General features: G+C 42.7%; 13 protein-coding genes and 1 pseudogene. 1 reads left to right on the top strand and 13 read right to left on the bottom strand.

Annotation, left to right across the window (positions count from 1 at the left end):
- Positions 1 to 7: 7 nt before the first annotated feature.
- From WMO65_RS15115 to WMO65_RS15070, 10 genes and pseudogenes are all read right to left on the bottom strand, one after another.
- Positions 8 to 1,291 carry a DegT/DnrJ/EryC1/StrS family aminotransferase gene (locus WMO65_RS15115; RefSeq protein ID WP_349064381.1) on the bottom strand — a complete coding sequence of 428 codons (1,284 nt, stop codon included), beginning with the start codon at positions 1,289 to 1,291 and terminating at the stop codon, positions 8 to 10.
- Positions 1,292 to 1,346: 55 nt separating this feature from the next.
- A complete protein-coding gene (locus WMO65_RS15110; RefSeq protein ID WP_349064379.1) occupies positions 1,347 to 3,290 on the bottom strand; it encodes a polysaccharide biosynthesis protein in 1,944 nt (647 codons plus the stop codon).
- 67 nt (positions 3,291 to 3,357) lie between these two features.
- On the bottom strand, positions 3,358 to 3,867 hold the full coding sequence (locus WMO65_RS15105) for an LbetaH domain-containing protein (protein ID WP_117636401.1): 510 nt from the start codon (positions 3,865 to 3,867) through the stop codon (positions 3,358 to 3,360).
- A 235-nt stretch (positions 3,868 to 4,102) separates the two neighbouring features.
- Entirely contained in the window at positions 4,103 to 4,570 is a 468-nt protein-coding gene (locus WMO65_RS15100; protein ID WP_349064377.1) for a sugar transferase, read from the bottom strand.
- A 24-nt stretch (positions 4,571 to 4,594) separates the two neighbouring features.
- Entirely contained in the window at positions 4,595 to 5,797 is a 1,203-nt protein-coding gene (locus WMO65_RS15095; RefSeq protein WP_349064376.1) for a DegT/DnrJ/EryC1/StrS family aminotransferase, read from the bottom strand.
- Between the two features lie 23 nt (positions 5,798 to 5,820).
- A complete protein-coding gene (locus tag WMO65_RS15090) occupies positions 5,821 to 6,435 on the bottom strand; it encodes an LbetaH domain-containing protein (protein WP_118743715.1) in 615 nt (204 codons plus the stop codon).
- Between the two features lie 217 nt (positions 6,436 to 6,652).
- Positions 6,653 to 7,129, bottom strand: coding sequence for a sugar transferase (locus tag WMO65_RS15085; RefSeq protein WP_243107828.1), 477 nt, complete (start codon positions 7,127 to 7,129; stop codon positions 6,653 to 6,655).
- Positions 7,129 to 8,368, bottom strand: a pseudogene (locus tag WMO65_RS15080) (DegT/DnrJ/EryC1/StrS family aminotransferase). Before WMO65_RS15080 ends, WMO65_RS15085 begins: the two are co-directional and overlap by 1 nt.
- Before the next feature lie 446 nt (positions 8,369 to 8,814).
- Positions 8,815 to 10,818, bottom strand: a complete 2,004-nt coding sequence (locus tag WMO65_RS15075; protein WP_349064435.1) for a polysaccharide biosynthesis protein — start codon at positions 10,816 to 10,818, stop codon at positions 8,815 to 8,817.
- Positions 10,819 to 11,282: 464 nt separating this feature from the next.
- Positions 11,283 to 12,485, bottom strand: a complete 1,203-nt coding sequence (locus tag WMO65_RS15070) for a zinc ribbon domain-containing protein (protein ID WP_118743712.1) — start codon at positions 12,483 to 12,485, stop codon at positions 11,283 to 11,285.
- A gap of 309 nt (positions 12,486 to 12,794) precedes the next feature.
- Between WMO65_RS15070 and WMO65_RS15065 the strand changes: the two genes are divergently transcribed.
- The gene (locus WMO65_RS15065; protein ID WP_118743711.1) at positions 12,795 to 13,931 is read left to right on the top strand and encodes a tyrosine-type recombinase/integrase; all 1,137 of its coding nucleotides are present in this window, start codon (positions 12,795 to 12,797) and stop codon (positions 13,929 to 13,931) included.
- Between the two features lie 276 nt (positions 13,932 to 14,207).
- Here WMO65_RS15065 and WMO65_RS15060 read toward each other — a convergent pair whose 3' ends face one another.
- The 3 genes from WMO65_RS15060 to WMO65_RS15050 all read right to left on the bottom strand — a co-directional run bounded on the left by WMO65_RS15060 (position 14,208) and on the right by WMO65_RS15050 (position 17,966).
- A complete protein-coding gene (locus tag WMO65_RS15060) occupies positions 14,208 to 15,578 on the bottom strand; it encodes a UDP-N-acetylmuramoyl-tripeptide--D-alanyl-D-alanine ligase (protein WP_148393337.1) in 1,371 nt (456 codons plus the stop codon).
- A 13-nt stretch (positions 15,579 to 15,591) separates the two neighbouring features.
- The gene (locus WMO65_RS15055; protein WP_118743709.1) at positions 15,592 to 16,623 is read right to left on the bottom strand and encodes a D-alanine--D-alanine ligase family protein; all 1,032 of its coding nucleotides are present in this window, start codon (positions 16,621 to 16,623) and stop codon (positions 15,592 to 15,594) included.
- 434 nt (positions 16,624 to 17,057) lie between these two features.
- Positions 17,058 to 17,966: an AraC family transcriptional regulator gene (locus WMO65_RS15050; protein WP_158587271.1), complete on the bottom strand. Its 909-nt coding sequence runs from the start codon at positions 17,964 to 17,966 to the stop codon at positions 17,058 to 17,060.
- Between the last annotated feature and the right edge of the window lie 50 nt (positions 17,967 to 18,016).

Below are 18,016 nucleotides of genomic sequence, written 5' to 3'. Positions count from 1 at the left end.
CACTTCCTTATTCAAAGCAAGCCTTTATTACTTCAATAATTCTATCCTGCTGCTCTGCTGTCATTTTATTGTCACTTGGCAGACATAATCCTCTTGTAAAAATATCCATACCTACATCAGCTACTCCGCCTGCAATATACGCATTTGATCTGGCACGTCCGTTTCCATCTCTGACAACAAATGGATTCAAACGATAAATCGGCTGCATATGCATTGGTTTCCAAATTGGACGCCCCTCAGCATTAATAGATGCAATCGCTTCCAGAATTTCTGTCGGGCAAGACTTTCCTGTTTCTTTTACATAGCACACATCCTGCTCGCCACGAACCTGTTTGCACATTGCTTCCTTATCAATAATCAAACAAGACAGCCAGTAGTTTGGTTCAGAGTTTTCCATATCCATCGGATTCATAGATACTGGCAGTCCTTTTAATCCCTCTTTATATCTCTCATAAATTGCTTTCTTCTGTGCAATATGTTCGTTCAAATAAGGGAACTGACCACGCACTACGCCAGCAACTACATTACTCATACGATAGTTGTATCCAAGTTCTTCATGCTGATACCATGCAGCATTCTCTCTTGCCTGTGTAGACCATTTACGAACTTTATTTGCAGCCTCCTCATCGTCTGTCAGGAAGCAACCACCAGCACTGCCAGTAATGATCTTATTTCCGTTAAAAGAAATGGTGTTATATTTTCCAAATGTACCAGTCTGAATGCCTTTATATGTAGCTCCCATAGATTCTGCTGCATCTTCTACTAAAATGGCACCATGCTTTTTAATGATTGCATTTAACTCATCTACTTTACCCGGAGTTCCATAAAGGTGTGCAACAACCACAACCTTTGTATCCGGATAAATTTCAAATGCTTTTTCTAATGCAACCGGGTCCATATTCCAGGTGTCATACTCTGTATCAATAAATACTGGCTCTCCACCTTCATAAACTACCGGATTTACGGTTGCGTCAAATGTCATATCAGAGCAGAATACTTTCTTTCCCTCTAATGCACCATGCCCAACTTTTGGCATACCATATGCTTCAATACCTGCAAGTTTCATTGCCAGATGCAATGACGCTGTTCCTGCTGATAATGCAACTGCGTATTTGCAGCCGATATATTCACATGCCATTCTTTCTACTTCATTGATGTTCTTACCAACTGTGGACATCCAGTTTGTTTCATACGCTTCTTTCACATATTCAATTTCCGGGCCATGCATGGTTGGGCTGCTCAACCATACTTTAGACTCAAATTTTTCAAATTTATTATTTTCTTTAAACATGACTTTCTACCTCTTTTCGCCCAATCTCATTTTTTCAGAATGTATTAACTTGTTATTAAGCAATCTCTTTATTTACGTCTTCCGGTCTTTTAAATGTTGGAACAACACTCCGGAGAGCTTCTTTTGCAATTAGATCATCGCCTGTATCACACGCATCTCTAAGTACATCAATCTTTTTATAGATTTCTTCTTTACTCAGTGCATTATCTCTTTCAATGAAAATCATACTGTTGTCTGTTTTATCAAGTTCTTCTGTCTTAACTAACAGCTCCTCATATAACTTCTCTCCTGGTCTTAATCCAGTTTCAACAATTTCAATTCCCTGGACACCAGATAAACGGATCATGTTTTCTGCCAGATCCATAATCTTAACCGGCTGTCCCATATCCAGAACAAATAATTCTCCATTATTTGCAATCGCTCCACTCTGAAGAACAAGCTGTGAAGCTTCCGGAATTGTCATAAAATATCTGATGATTCTCTTATCTGTAACAGTAACCGGACCACCATTCGCAATCTGACGCTTAAACAACGGAATAACTGATCCTGCACTACCCAGTACGTTTCCAAATCGTGTAGCACTGTATTTTACTTTTCCATGTGTACTTGCACTCTGCACGATCATTTCACACATTCTCTTTGTCGCACCCATTACATTAGTCGGGTTAACCGCTTTATCAGTGGATACCATCATAAAGCGTTCTGCTCCATATTCTTCACAAAGCTCTACCAGGTTCTGTGTACCGAATACATTGTTGTAAATAGCTTCCACGCAGTTATGCTCCATTAACGGAACATGTTTATGAGCTGCTGCATTGATAATGATCTGCGGTTGGTATTTCTCAAACACTTTCTCAAGAGCTTTCCTATGTGTGATAGAACAAATTTCAATCTGCAGATCCAAACGGTTTCCGTAAGCAATCTTTAATTCCTGTTGAACATCATAAGCTCCATTCTCATAAATATCCAAGATGATAATCTTCTTTGGATTCATCTTTGCCAACTGTCTGCAAAGCTCTGATCCAATGGAACCACCACCGCCAGTAATAAGTACTATCTTGTCTTTGTAGTAAGCATTTGTTCTTTCATCAGAAACTACTAATGGTTTTCTAAATAAAAGCTCCTCAATATCAAATTCCCTAAGATGTCTCTTTCCTCCTGCTGCATACATAGTCGGATAATCATAAACTTTCAATTTGTATCCAGCATTTTTATAATATTCATAAAGAGCTTTCTTCTTTTCGGCATCCATAGATGGAATAGCAAAAATAATCTCCTGTACTTCAAACTCTCCTAACTTCTGAAGTGTTGCCTCATCTTCTGACCAAACTGGAATGTCATGAATTTCACGCCCAACTTTCTCTTTGTTTACATCAATAAATCCCCTTGGAATATAAGCTGCTTCTGAGTTATTCAAAAGTTCCTCAGCTAAACTGACTCCTACTCGACCAGCGCCAATAATTGCAACTTTGATTTTCTGAACTTCTTTTTCATTTCCTGCCTCTATACCAGAAAACATATGTAATAATGTAGAAAGAATTTTTCCTCTTGTTGTTTCCTGATTTCCGCACTTATATGCGTAGCGATACATCATACGAAGTGCTAAAGCCCCTAAGAGATTGAGGCAGACAAGCGAAAGCATTCTGGCAAATGTAATTTTTTGAACTGGAAGTAATAACTCCAGACACAGATAGGCAACAAAAGCAATAGAATCGGTAAACAGCAGCCGGATATAACATTGTATCCCACCATATCTCCATACCTGCCCATATACTTTACCAATAAGACGTGCTACAAAAATACACAGTACAGAGAGGCATACTTGTTGAAGTATTCCTGTAGTTGATAACTTATCCATTCCTCCGTACAGCACCAACAGTATTACTGCTACTACTGCATACACAATCAAATCATACCCGACCAGCATCCATCTGATATTTGGCGTACTGTTCTGCTTTGTACGATTCACGTTCATATTATTCTCATTCGCTCTATTCATTGTTTACCCCCCCCCCACGAAAATTGGGCGGGTTTCATCCTTTCATAATTCTTTTCAATTTCGTGATTTACTTCTTTTCAAGCGGTGTAAATAAAACAGTTCCCTGCTCTGTTTCAGTTCCCATTTCAAGTACACTTGTTGATTTCACAATCGTTCCAGATTTTAATGTACAGCTATCTCCAATAAAGCTATATGGCTCCACTACTGTATTAGCACCTATAACTGTTGCCTGACCGATAGTGCTTCCACAACCAACAACTGCTCTCGGCTCAACAATACAACCAGGCATTAAATTAGCTGATGGAGAAATTGTAGAATCCATATGGAATAAAACCGGAATATTATAAAGTGTTTCTAATTTCTTATTCCATTCAAGTCTTTCTGTTCCATCATCACATGCAGCTATCGCACAGTTATATTCTGGATAAAAAGTTTCTACTTCTTCCAGTTTTCCAATAGCACCTTCTCTGTCATTATCTACAAAGGAGATTTCTTCAAAGCAACCCATTGACTCTGCTATCTCTTTCACATAATCTCCATATCTTTTAGAGGCTACAATTAATAATTTTCTTCTCATTTTCAACACACTCCTCATAATTATTTATTTTTATTAGGTAAGCTCTTCAACACGACGACTAGCCTGTGAATGTTCTTATTAAAAAGATCATTCGCAGGCTAGGTCAAACCTCCTTATCATAATTTTTCAGCTTATAGTGTGGGTCAAAATAAGCATCCAAGAAACCATTCACTTTTCGCAGTTTCGCAACTTACTCGACACAACCATACAGAAAAATTATCATAACAAAATTCGACTAAGCCAGCGAAACCCTTGTAAAATCAAGGTTTTTCTTGGTTGTCCCTATTATACCGCTATCTCCGGAAAGAATATCAAGCAGCTGGGGCAGCTCATCTAATCTGTATTTTCTGAGAACAGCCCCTATTTTCGTAACACGCATATCGTTTGACACTGTTACCTGAGAACCTAATTTTTCCGCATCTGCTACCATTGTACGGAACTTATGAACCCTGAATTTTCTGCCATACTGCGTGATACGTTCCTGCCTGAAAAAAACTCCCCCTTTTGAATCTCTTGCAATCAGAACGGCAATGACAATCATAATTGGCCCTAAAATAGTCAGACCGATAACAGCTGCCAACAGATCAAACGCTCTTTTTGCAATCAAGCTCTTATTTTTCTTCTTTAAAATAACGTAATATGGACGAACTTCTTCTGTTCTCATAAAATCAGGTAATTCATCCCATTCTCTCAGCATTTTCATTACAACAATCCCTTATTAAATCCATCAAATGGAACTAACAATTTTAGAATAATGATCTATGATATAATCCACGTCATCGTCACTCAGTTTCGTATGCAATGGCAGCGTAATCTCAATAGCAAAATGATCGTATGCGTTCGGATAACATTTAATATTGAATCCTTGCTCTTTATACGCTGTCATCATCGGAAGTGGTTTATAGTGGACATTGCAGGATATTCCCTGTTCTGCCATCTTTACAATAATCTCCTGTCTTTCTTCCAGACTTATGCCCAGCACTCTGGTTATGTATAAATGACCGGATGACTGATACTCGTCTGTATAATGTGGGAGGACCTCGATACCAATGGGCTTAAAAGCATTATCGTAGCGTTCTATGATTTCTTTCCTTCGTTTTAACAATTCCGGGTATCTCTGCATCTGCGCCAGCCCAATCCCGGCAATCACATCCGTCATATTGCACTTATACCAGGTGCCAATGATGTCATACTCCCATGCCCCCAACTGCGTTTTTGCCAACGCATCTTTTGACTGCCCATGCAGGGACAAAAGCTGATACTTATGATAAATTTCTTCATCGTCTATTCCATCAATCTGCTTCCATGTAACAGCACCACCTTCCGCCGTGGTAAAATTCTTTACTGCATGGAAACTGAAATTAGAAAAGTCCGCAATGCTTCCTACCGGCTTGCCATGCCAAGTTCCACCGAAAGCGTGTGCCGCATCTGCCATGACAATCACTCTGCCAATCGCTTCCTGTATTTCATTTTCTGGATGAAACAGATGTTTTTTACTTTCTACAATTTCAAAAATCTTTTCGTAGTCACAAGGAATCCCTCCAAGATCAACTGGGATGATCACTTTTGTTTTTTCTGTAATCGCATCAGCCAGCTTATCATAATCCATCTCCAGGGAATTCTTCTGCGTATCTACCAAAATTAACTTTGCTCCCACATGGCATACAACAGAAGCGCTTGCGGTGTAAGTGTAAGCACTTGTAATCACTTCATCATCATTAGAAATCCCAAGAAGACGGAGCGTCATTTCTGCACAGGCGGTTTGTGAACCAAGACACACTGCACGGTTCACTCCACAATATGCAGCAATCTCCTTCTCAAGTTTTTTGGTTTTCAGGCCTGTTGTGATCCAACCTGAACGAAGTGCGTCCGTTACTTCTTTAATTTCTACCTCTGTAATATCAGGCGGGCTAAATGGAATTTTTTTCATAATTTTTTCTCCTCAAAATAGTTTTAAAAGAAAGTTGGTTCTGTACCGAAATCTGACTGATACTTTTGCACCCACTCGTCATCTGTCTTATACGAAGGCATTCCTGTTGACTTTATGTCAGACTGAGACTCTGCTCTATAAACCTCACCTGCTGGAATTTCCATCGGCTCCATTAACGCTGAACCTGATGGGATAATGCTTCCTGCACTAAGATTGCAAAAATCGGATACATAAGTGTTTGCGTCTACAATGCAGCCAGATGATACGACCACACTGCTGCCAACAAACGATCCTGATTGAACAGTGGCCATCGGTTCCACAATGGTTCCCTTCTGAATCCTTGCATATTTCCCGACAAAACTTCTGGGGTGAACCAAAACAGGAATGGTGTAGCAATTCTCCTCCAGTTTCATAATGTACTTTCGTCGAAGTTCCCATTGCTCCAACGCAACAACACCGAACCTGTACTCTCCAGCAAAACGTTCAATATCTGAAAACTTACCAATCGCTAAATCACTATCATCATCTAAAAAATCAATTTTCTGAAAGGTTCCCATTTCTTCTGCTATTTCTTCTGCTATTTCTTTTGCGATTGCTCCCAGAGAACCGGCTCCAATAATCAAAAGATTCTTTTCCATATCAGACTACTCCTCCCATTCTTCTCTCTATCTATCACGACAAAAAGCCTGCATCTGCTCCCAATGGGGAGTACAGACTCAGGCTCAAGTTAAACCTCCTTATCAGATTTTTACTCTTATTTTGGATTCAAAGAGTATTCAAGAAGCCAACTAATGATTTTCTGGTTTTTTGCGGCTTCTTTCCCAAATTTGTAAAAATCTCATAACAGGATTCAACTCAAGCCGCCAAAATCCTTGTAAAATCAATGTTTTCCTTGGTTGTTCCTATTATCTCTCTATCTCCAACAAATGTCATATCTCCCTTCAACACTTCAATAAGCTGCGCAATTTCATCCAGTCTACATTTTCGTACAATCTTGCCGATACGGGTAATTCTCGAATCGTTACCAACAGTAACCAACGTACCTTTTTTATCAGCCCCGTCGTACATTGAACGAAACTTATGAATCTTAAAGGTTCGACCATATTGTGTGACTCGTACTTGTCTATAAAAAACAGGGCCTGGACTATCAATTTTAATAGCTATAGCCAGAATCAGAATAACTGGTGAAAAAAATACTAGCATAATCGCAGAAACAACTATATCAAACACTCTTTTAAGCGTGAGACTCATTCTTTTCTTGCGAAGGACCTCATAATATGGCCTGATTTCTTCAATCTGCATTTCTTTAGGCAAATCTTTCCATCGTTTCATTAGATATATTCCTTCACAATCTCGCTATATTTAGCAATTACATACTCCACATCTTCCTTCTCCATCAATGTATGATTTGGAAGAGAAATCAAATTTGCATATCTGTTATATGCGTTTGGATAATTTATAATATCAAATCCTAAATTCTTATATGCTGTATGCATTGGAAGTGGTTTGTAATGTACATTACATGCAACTCCCTGCTCAGCCATTTTAATAATAATCTCATTTCTCTGTTCCGGTGTAATACCAGGAATTCTTGTGAGATACAAAAATGTCCTGTTGACTGCCAAACTTCTGTGTAATGAGAAATCACTTCAATCCCTAATAGCTTAAACACATTTTCATATGCCTGAAATATAGCCTTGCGTTCGATTAGCAACTCTGGATATCTCTCAAACTGCTTCAGACCAATCGCAGCTACAACATCAGTCATATTACATTTATACCAAGTTCCAATAATATCGTACTCCCATGCGCCAAGCTGTGTTTTAGCAAGAGCATCCTTACTCTGTCCATGAAGACTTAGCAATTGAAGTTTTTTATAGATATCCTCATCATTAATTCCTACAATTGTCTTCCAAGTAAGCGCACCACCTTCAGCAGTTGTAAAATTCTTTACAGCATGGAAACTAAATGAACTGAAATCTGCAAGAGCACCAGCCATCACACCATTTCTAGTTGCACCAAATGAATGTGCACAGTCTGCACAAATTGCTACTCTACCTATTGCTTTCTGAATATCTGTACTAGGCTTAAATATTGCTCTCTTTTTCTCAACAATTTCGTAAAGACGATCATAATCACATGGTTTTCCGCCAATATCAATTGGAATAATTGCCTTTGTTTTTTCTGTGATAGCTGCATCAACTTGATCATAATCAATATCAAACGAATCTGGAAGGCAATCTACCATAACAATTTTTGCTCCAACATGATCAATAACTGATGCAGAAGCAGTATATGTATAAGCACTAGTAATGACTTCATCACCCGGTCCAATTCCTAATACTCGAAGTGCCATTTCTGCACATGCTGTTTGAGAATTGAGGCAAACACATTTATTGACACCTATCCATTCAGCAATTTCTTTTTCAAGTTTTTTTGTACGAGGACCTGTTGTAATCACCCTGATCTAAGCGCTTCAGCAACCTCCTGGCCTTCCAATTCCGTGATGTCCGGCGGTGAAAAACCAATATTTCTTGATGTCAATATACTGTTTGTGCTTTTATTTTCCATTACTAAAACTCCTTACAACTGCATTATATTATATTGTATTAGTGTATAAACCGGTATTTTTAAAGGTAGCTCTGCCTCTTTTCGTCATTTACAATTTCGATCAAAATATCTACGTACACAACAAGTAACTCCCGACAAACCGTAGATTATCAGAAGGCTACCTGCTTTCATATCTTGTCTTTTCAGTTTTGGGTTTAGTAAAGACAATCCAGCTTACCGCCGTGATAAGCGTTTTCCTTACTTCCCACTTAGAAAAATCAAAAAGTATCAAAACAGGAAAGCCCGCAAAACCGCTTATTTCCAGTATCCTTGCTGGTTGTCCCTATTATATAATTATCGATAGACTTTTTAATTAAATCTTTCAAACGCGTTGCCGTCGAAATCAAACAACATAATACATAATTTTACACATTAGTTAAGTAAAACTACGTTAATTTAACCAAAACTTATAGTGAAATATCCCTATCCTGTTTATAAGTTGGCACTACACTTTGCACCAAATCACAAATATCCTCCCTATTCCCATAACTAGCCTTCGCCAAATCTTCCAAATCCCCCAAGAATTTCTCCAAATCAAACGGAATCGGACTCCCAATATGTATCAACTTATTCGGCGTAGTCTTCATCCCTTCCTCCGCCATTAGTTTCTCTTCATAAAGCTTCTCCCCAGGCCTCAACCCAGTATACACAACCGAAATATCCACATCCGGCTTATACCCCGACAGCTTTATCAAGTTCCTTGCCAACGTATCAATCTTCACCGGTGCACCCATATCCAGCACAAATATCTCTCCACCCTTCGCATACGTTCCCGCCTGCAACACAAGGCTCACCGCTTCAGGTATCGTCATAAAGTACCGAATGATATCCGGATGCGTAACCGTAACCGGCCCGCCAGCCTCAATCTGTTTCTTAAAAAGGGGAATCACAGACCCATTACTTCCTAAAACATTACCAAATCGAACCGCCACAAAATCTGTAGGCTTCCTATGACCTTCTTCATATTCCCCGAATTGTTCTCTGGTAGCAGCAACCATATCATAGTCTGCACCTTCATCATGCCCATTCAGATCCGGTAGAACAATCGGCTTACCCTGTTTACTCAGCCTGTCCATAGTCTGAATCACCATTTCACACAGTCTCTTGCTCGCTCCCATAATATTCGTAGGATTAACCGCCTTATCTGTACTGATCAGCACAAACTTCTCGCACCCACTCTGTAGTGCCGCACTGGCAGTCTTATACGTCCCCAGAACATTATTCTTTATCGCCTCACAAGGACTTGTCTCCATCAAAGGCACATGCTTATGTGCTGCCGCATGATAAACCACATCCGGCCTATACTCCGCGAACACACTGTTAATTCGTCTGCTATCCCTCACCGATCCAATCAAAACAACCAAATCAAGTTTCGGATATTTCCTCCTCAACTCCTGTTCAATGTCATAAGCATTATTCTCATAAATATCAAATATAATCAGCCGTTTCGGACCATGCGCTGCAATCTGCCGACACAACTCACTGCCAATAGAACCACCACCACCGGTAACAAGAATTGTCTTATTCCTTAACGCATTGAAGATCTCCTCCATGTTTACCTTAATCGGATCTCTACCCAGCAAATCCTCCACAGCCACAGCCTTCATCTTACTGATTGACACTTCCCCATTCACCAACTGGTAAATCCCCGGAAGTATCTTCATTTCACACCCAGTCTCCTTACAGATATTGAGAATATCCCTCTTCTCCTCAGCCGAAGCACTGGGAATCGCCAGTAAAATCTGGTCAATCTTATATTTTTCCGCACTCAGCAGAATATCATCCCTGCCTCCAACAATCGGAATACCTTCTATGTAACGCCCCATCTTATTCGGGTTATCGTCAATAATACAGCAAACCTTTGCCTTCACTTCACTGGCCCGGTTCAAATCCCTGATTATAATCTGTCCTGCGGCTCCTGCACCAATCAGCATCACCCGATGCAGCACGGCATCCTCTTCACTCTGTTTGTTCCTACTGCGTTCCAGTAAAATAAACCGATAAGAAAACCTAACCGCAACCGTAAACACAAACTGCAGCATTATCCCAAACAGATAATAAGAAATCGGCATTCTCTTAAAAAACAAAGTAATCCCAACGATCTGCACCAGCCCGGTAATCACATTCGCCGCCCCAACCCGGAACAGCTCACTGAAACTTGCAAACCGCCAAACGCTCTTATACAACCTAAGCGCCCAATACACCCCAATACAAACCACCGTATACCAAGGTGCAAACTTCAAAAACGCCCCCAGATAAACATCCGGAATCATAGAATATCTGCAGTCAAACCGAACCCACAGAGCCAGCATAAACGCCGCGTTCACAGCCACAACATCATACAGCATCAGCCAAAGCGCAATTGCCTGCCAATGTTCCATGAATTTTCTTTTCTTACCGGCCTTCCGCATCAGTTCTTCCTGAATCTTATCCCTCTCATCATTGGCCTCTGCTGCCTTCCATTTTCTCTCCTCGTCACCGGTCATACCAGAGCGGTTTCCCCTGCTCTCGTCATCTCCCGCATCCTTACCGCCTCGAATAAACGCTTCCTGCTCTTTATCCTCTCTCTTCCTGTCTCCGGAATTGATCTTCGCCAGAGCAAACACCATCACAAACAGAAACAGTACCAGCAGAAGCAGCAGCACAATGATTATCTGCCACATAATATCTCCCCTCGTATTTTCTATTTCTTTTATTTCTGTTATTCTTTTTATTATTACTTTGAATATTCTCTGCTCCCAAAGAGCAATTCTTCGCCGACACCAAAAGGAGCCGACCGGCGATATTCAACCGGAAACCATGCGTCACTGGCGCACAGCCTCTTGCCAGTTTCCCGGCATCTATATAAGAGTGAATATTCACACTTATTTCCGAATTATTTTCGTTTCCGCTCGAAATCTTTCTGGCATTTCACTCCAAGATTTCTGGCGCTGTTCAGGAAACGGCTTCCCTGATGTCCATTTTCACATTCAAACATAGCTCCGTTCTTCCTGATCTTCCCTCCGCAGACAAAACATCTGCTGCTCGTCCCTTCCGCACTGAGCTCCAGAACCACAATCCCGGCACTCCATGCCTTGTATTTCAGAAACTCTCTTATCCGGCTTCCCAAATACAGCGGTGAATACATCCCGGAACGATACTGCACTATCTTTGAAAATTCCTTGTCATAAGACGGAATCACAATGACCCTTGCCTCTTCCCTCACACAGAACTCCACGGTTTCCCTGCTCACCTGGTGCGCATAGTGATCAGAAAGATTTTTTAACCGCAAATAATATTTGTGGTTGGGCTGCGTCACATTATCTTTGTCCGTATAAACTCTGGACTTCTCAATCTTCTCCAGAAGGACTTTGCATTTGCTCCTGTAAGCATCCCCGCCTCTGCAGGAATACACTGCCTTCTGTTTCCCATCTGCATCCAACACACAGCACATGGCAAAAATGTCTGTGTTCGTAAACTGAACACTGCATACATTCTCCCGGTCCTTCATCCGCTCTTTCGCGTTCCTGGCATCCTCTGTCTGCTGTTTAACGGGCACGTGAAGCCAGTACTCCTTCTCCTTAAAAACAACCGTCGGAGAGAGCATCAGAGCTTCTTCCGGAATCGACTGCCCTTTTAACCTGCAGTCCATCCAATTCCACCTGTTTCCGTCCCATACCTTCAGGGAAATCCTGTTTTCCTTAAAATCCTTATACATCCCCTTAAAGTAGGTAACAGACGCATCAATGGTATCCGGTATGGTGTAGACCAGATCATCGCCGGAATTTTTATACTTTTCTGTATAACTCTTCAAACTGGCAGAGGCTTTGTTAATCGCCGAGCGCCTGAAATAGACAGGAACCCTGCCAAAAGGCAGCGGCCGCTCGGGTATTCTTCCGTCTCTTCCCGCAATCGTCAGGCGCTCTAATGCGCCCTGCATCTGAAGAACGTTCAGTTCCCAGATTTCCTCATGCTCCAGTAGCAGGTGGAAATAAAAATCCAGGACCTGTCTGTAGTATTTCTCAGTCTCTGTCAGCCACTCCGGATGAGAACAGCGAAGTTTGTATTTTATTGTCTTAATGCTGTATCCTGTTTTCATTCGTTTATTCCAATAAATGGGACATATTTTTTTAGAAATGCGACATCTAAAGACAGGAAAAAGTATTAACAAAAATAATATTCCGGTCTTTAGTCAAAACTAAGTTTAACGCTAAAAGTCTTTAAAGTCAATATGCCAAAAAATAATGGCAATTTTTTGGCTATTTTTAGTATATTCTGGACTTCTGGAAAACTTTACCGGATATAAAATGAAAACCACGGTATTTTTTCATTATTAATAGATAATCATTAGTGGTCAAAAAAATGGTCTGAATTCATTTAAGAAATTCTTAATTTTAAGGAGGTCAATATGCCAAGAAGAGGCGAAAATATCAGAAAACGAAAAGACGGCCGCTGGGAGGCCCGATATATAAAAGGGCGTGACATAGACGGCAAGATCCATTACGGATATCTGTACGGTAAATCCTACACGGAAGTAAAAGACAAGAAAGCCAAGATCATATCTGAGACTCCTAATTTGCCTATGTACACCAGCCGGTCCTCCGCCCCACCCCAGGATGACCGGATCCGTACAGTGAGTATACAGTGGAAAACACATATCCGCTATACCGTAAAGGAGAGCACATATTCAAACTACGAAGAGATCCTGGACAACCATATTCTCCCCATTCTGGGCAATATGCAGGTCAGAAAGATCACAAACCACACCATATCAGGCTTTGTACAGAGGGAACTGGAGCAGGGCATGGCATACGGCAGTATCCATGTTATCATAAGTGTGCTCAAAAATATCCTCCGATATGCCCAGGAGTTCAGCTTTTTCCCGGCTGAACCTCTTAAGTTCCCCCGTATTCCCTCAAGCAGCAGCGATATACAGATCATGAGCAGTGAGGATTACAAAAAGCTGGATACCTTCCTGCAGAGTGATATGGACTCCTTTTCCTTCGGCATCCTGCTGTGTATGTATACCGGCATCCGGGTCGGAGAACTGAGCGGGCTCAAATGGGAAGACATTGATTTCACCCGGTGCAGGCTCCATATCCGCCGCACAGTGACACGCGTCAAAAACCTGAACATGCTCATGACCGACGGGAAAAAAGAATGTTCCCGCACCCATTTAAACATCGGCACACCAAAAACAGCGACCTCCATCCGCATAATCCCTCTTCCCGACAGGCTTCTGGAACTGGCAGCTCCTCTGAAAAAAGACAGCAGATTTTTTATCCTGACAGGCACGGAAAAATGCATGGAGCCAAGAACCATACAACGACGATACGCAGCCCTGCTGAAAAAATGTGAGATTCCCCACATCAAGATCCACGCGCTGCGCCACCAGTTCTCATGCCGCTGGATCGAACAGGGTTTTGACACAAAGTCCCTCTCCGAAATCCTGGGCCACACTTCCGTAAAGACAACGCTGGACTTATACGTCCACATTCAGCCCGACACCAAGCGCAGATATATGAACCAGCTCACAAATCTGTGAAACCAACTCATTCATGGTCATCAAAGTGGTCAGAAGCCGCGAAATGCGCCTTCTGACCTGTCTTTTCCCTCTTATGTCGCATTTCTAAAATAATGCGGTTCAAAAAAGGAGCCCGCCTCCGCGCGAACTCCTGCAAATACCAATTACAACGTTACCAAAGTGAAAGCCCTCGCCGACATCTCTGCCGGCAAGGGCTTCCACTTTTTAAGACTATTCTTATTATCAACTTCAGTATCTCACACACCTGAAGTCCTTGTCAATCATTTTTCCTGTATTTTAAAGCTTCTCCAGGCATTCCACCACTTTTTCAAACTCCATGAAATGTGATGCCTTCACCAAAATGGTATCTCCATCCTGAATGATACCCGGCAGGGCCTCCAGAAGAGTTTCCTTTTTGGCAAAATGTACAATGTCTTTGGCAGGCGCCGCCAGCCTGGCTGCCTCAGCCATATCCCCTGCCAGTTCACCTACACAGATGATCTTATCAATATCTCTCGCCGCGGCATATACCCCGACTTCCCGGTGCATCTCCACCTCGTCTTTTCCAAGTTCACCCATGTCTCCCAGTATGGCCACTTTTCTTCCCAGCGCATCCTGCAGCACATCCAGGGAAGCCTTCATGGATACCGGATTGGCATTATAGCAGTCATCTACAATGGTCTTTTTTCCGGTCTCTATAATATGGAAGCGGCCGCTCAAAGACTGCAGACTCTCAATCCCTTTTTTTATCCCCTCCAGGTTCATTCCATAGATAAGACCTACGGCAGTTCCGGCCAGTGCATTATATACCATATGGCGTCCGGGAATAGGTACCAAAACCTGGAAACTCTCATTTCCTGCGTGGATACGGCAGGAAATTCCTTTTAATCCCATGCTCCTGATCTCATCCGCCCAAATCCCCTGATGGTTCATCACGCCGAAGAATACCGGCGCAATTCCGTTAACCTCTTTGACTGTGATCAGCTTATCGTCATCCCCATTCAGGACAACATGACCATCAGGCTCCAGGTAATCGAAGATCTCTGTCTTGGCTTTCAGGATACCGTCTCTGGATTTCAGAAACTCCAGATGGCACAGGCCGATATTGGTGATCACACAGGTATCCGGCCGCGCGATTTTAGCCAGGCGGTGCATTTCTCCGAAGTCGCTGATTCCCATTTCCAGGACTGCAATCTCATGCTCCGGGCGCAGGCCGAAAACGGTCAGAGGAACTCCCAGTTCATTGTTGAAATTTCCTTTTGTCTTTAACACCTTGTACTTCTGTTCCAGCACAGCGGCGATCATTTCTTTGGTGCTGGTCTTGCCCACACTCCCTGTGATCCCCACCACCGGAATGTCAAGCTGCTTCAGATAGAACTCCGCAATGTCCTTTACAGCCTGAAGAGAAGAATGCACCTTTATATAAGGAAAGCTTTTTTTTCCGATGTCCTTCTCCGTGAGGGTGCACAGGGCTCCATTCGCCATCACACTGTCAATAAAATCATGGGCATCCACACGTGCACCTTTAATAGGAACAAACAGGAACCCCGGCTCTGCTTTTCTGCTGTCCGTTACGATTCCCTGTACTTCCCGGTCCTTCATCTCTTCCCCGCCCACATATATGCCGCCGCAGGCTTTGGCTATATTTTCTAATGTCAGATTTTTCATGGCACACCTCTGGTTATTTATATTTTTTCAGGGAAACCTCGATCAGTTTCTCGCACAGTTCCGGATAATCCATTCCCAGTGCCTTTGCCTCCTGGGGAATCAGGCTTGTGGGGGTCATTCCCGGCAGGGTGTTTGCCTCCAGGCAGTACATATTTCCGTCTTTGTCCATGATGAAATCCAGTCTGCCGTAGGCCTGCAGTCCCAGTGCCTTGTAGCCCTGCTCCGCGTATCTCTGCATTTCCCTGGTCAGTGACTCGGAAATCTCCGCCGGACAGGTCTCAATGGTGGATCCGGCCTCATATTTGTTCTTATAATCATAAAATCCCTGCAGCGGAGCGATCTCAATGACCGGATAAGCTTTGCCGTCCACGACAGCCACAGAGAACTCACGCCCCTCGATAAACTGCTCCACAACCGCCTCATTTTCATAGGAAAAGGACTCCTCAAGAGCAGCCTCATATTCCTCCTGATTCTTGGCAATGCAGACACCCACGCTGGAACCTCCGCAGCACGGCTTCACGATCACCGGGAAGTCTATGTCATAGTCTGCCAGCTCGCTGCTGCATTTTCCCTTCTGCAGAGTTACGCCTTTTGGAGTGGGCACTCCCTTTGCCTCAAATACCATTTTCGTGATTCCCTTGTCCATGGCCATTCCGCTGCTCAGCGGACCGGAGCCGGTGTAGGGAATTCCCATGAGGTCGAATACGGACTGTACCTTGCCGTCCTCCCCGTTGGAGCCGTGCAGAGCCAGGAACACCATGTCTGCCGCTTTGCAGATGTCAAGTACGCCGGGACCGAAGAATTCTTTCCTGCTTTTTACGGTCTCCTCCAGTTCCCTGCTCTTTTCCTGCATGTAAACAACTTCCGCATCTATATCATATGTCTGGGGGAACAATTCCTCTCCCCAGCTTTCTTTTCCAAAATAAGCGTCTACCAGTACCGCTTTGTGATTTCTTCTGCGCAGAGCTGTGCAGATGCCCTGTCCGGACACAATGGAGACTTCCCTCTCTGTACTGCTGCCGCCTGCTAAAACAACTATATTCATACTCTTTCTCCCTTATGCAGCCATTCGGTTTCTTTGCTCTTTTTATACTAATCAATTTAAACTTTTTTGTCAATGATGATGCCGTCTAAGGACATGATCTGCAATAAATATGACACGGCATGTGCGTTACTTTTTTACCTGCAGAAATACTTTTTCACATATTCTCTCCAACATTTCTCCATCATTTTATCTATTATATCTATATTTACACCACCACTTTTATCCATATTTACCAACTTTATTACATATTTTTTCCGTCAAAAGTATATTTTGACATATAAACAGGATAAAAAGCCATATATTCTATGCATTTTTTACAGTAAACTATATGGTAGTCCAACAAGTCTGATACTGGTTGGGTCATATTCAGAATGGATACTGAAATGTATCGGGGAATATAAGGACATATGCACAAATGTGCTGTTTCCTTCCTGTCATGCATTTTTGGTATGCGACAAAACAAGGGTAGCTGAGGAATCCCGGAATGCTCTGGGGCTGGTTCCTATTTTCTGCTTAAACGCTTTGGAAAATACCAGTGCGTCTTTATATCCCACCATTTCCGCGATCTGCTTGATCGGCAGCGCGGTGGTCTGCAGGAGCAGGGAGGCTTTATTCATCCTGACACCCAGCAGGTAGTCATAGGGGGAAACGTGATGAACCTGTTTGAATATCTTTGTCAGGTAGCTGCGCGTAATGCCGATATAGCTGCACATGTCATTGACGCTGATATCTTTATGGTAATTTTGCTCAATATAGGCAGCTGCATAGTCCGCATATTCCTGCCGGTGGTAATCATTGAACTGCTGTCTGGTATTATGTGAAGTCTGATATTCCCGGATCATACCTGCCAGAAAAAGGGCAAGCTGGCTCTGGCGCACCAGGTCATTGGCATAGGTAAGCTGATGGGCTGCCAGCATGGCATCCACGCAGGCAGTCAGTGCTTCCTCCTGCTCAAAATGACCGACTCTCTGCTCAGCAGAAAAACCGGCATGTTCCAGGCATTCATACGCCCGGATGCCGTCAAATGCTGCCCAGACATAAGACCAGGGTTCTTTGGCATCCGCCCTGTATACAGTAGTCTCCTCCGGCATGATCAGAAACGCATCATGGGCTCCAAGCTCTGTTGTCTTTCCGTCTGCCGTAAAAGTGCCCTTCCCGCTTATAACATAGTGCAGAAGATATTCCTGACGGACAGCCGGTCCGTACGTATGCCCGGCCTCGCAGATTTCCCTGCCGCAGTAAGCCAGATAGAGCTCCACGGAATTCTTTCTGAGAAATTCCAGGCATTGATATTTTGGAGACTCCGTATATTTTACCTCGGTATCCTTATGTCCGCTGTCCATTCTGAATTTCCTCCTTTGCACCTCTGCATTCATAAAATCAGACTATATTT

It is taken from the genome of Blautia caccae (assembly GCF_040095955.1).
In the GTDB taxonomy this organism is placed as follows: domain Bacteria; phylum Bacillota; class Clostridia; order Lachnospirales; family Lachnospiraceae; genus Blautia; species Blautia celeris.
Note: the sequence above shows the minus strand (reverse complement) of the source record. Positions and strands in the feature narration are given on the sequence as shown.

Excerpts from the sequence above, each read along its gene's own strand:
- WMO65_RS15115 (WP_349064381.1), bottom strand. The coding sequence starts at position 1,291 with ATGTTTAAAGAAAATAATAAATTTGAAAAATTTGAGTCTAAAGTATGG.
- WMO65_RS15110 (WP_349064379.1), bottom strand. The coding sequence starts at position 3,290 with ATGAATAGAGCGAATGAGAATAATATGAACGTGAATCGTACAAAGCAG.
- WMO65_RS15105 (WP_117636401.1), bottom strand. The coding sequence starts at position 3,867 with ATGAGAAGAAAATTATTAATTGTAGCCTCTAAAAGATATGGAGATTAT.
- WMO65_RS15100 (WP_349064377.1), bottom strand. The coding sequence starts at position 4,570 with ATGAAAATGCTGAGAGAATGGGATGAATTACCTGATTTTATGAGAACA.
- WMO65_RS15095 (WP_349064376.1), bottom strand. The coding sequence starts at position 5,797 with ATGAAAAAAATTCCATTTAGCCCGCCTGATATTACAGAGGTAGAAATT.
- WMO65_RS15090 (WP_118743715.1), bottom strand. The coding sequence starts at position 6,435 with ATGGAAAAGAATCTTTTGATTATTGGAGCCGGTTCTCTGGGAGCAATC.
- WMO65_RS15085 (WP_243107828.1), bottom strand. The coding sequence starts at position 7,129 with ATGAAACGATGGAAAGATTTGCCTAAAGAAATGCAGATTGAAGAAATC.
- WMO65_RS15075 (WP_349064435.1), bottom strand. The coding sequence starts at position 10,818 with ATGCGGAAGGCCGGTAAGAAAAGAAAATTCATGGAACATTGGCAGGCA.
- WMO65_RS15070 (WP_118743712.1), bottom strand. The coding sequence starts at position 12,485 with ATGAAAACAGGATACAGCATTAAGACAATAAAATACAAACTTCGCTGT.
- WMO65_RS15065 (WP_118743711.1), top strand. The coding sequence starts at position 12,795 with ATGCCAAGAAGAGGCGAAAATATCAGAAAACGAAAAGACGGCCGCTGG.
- WMO65_RS15060 (WP_148393337.1), bottom strand. The coding sequence starts at position 15,578 with ATGAAAAATCTGACATTAGAAAATATAGCCAAAGCCTGCGGCGGCATA.
- WMO65_RS15055 (WP_118743709.1), bottom strand. The coding sequence starts at position 16,623 with ATGAATATAGTTGTTTTAGCAGGCGGCAGCAGTACAGAGAGGGAAGTC.
- WMO65_RS15050 (WP_158587271.1), bottom strand. The coding sequence starts at position 17,966 with ATGGACAGCGGACATAAGGATACCGAGGTAAAATATACGGAGTCTCCA.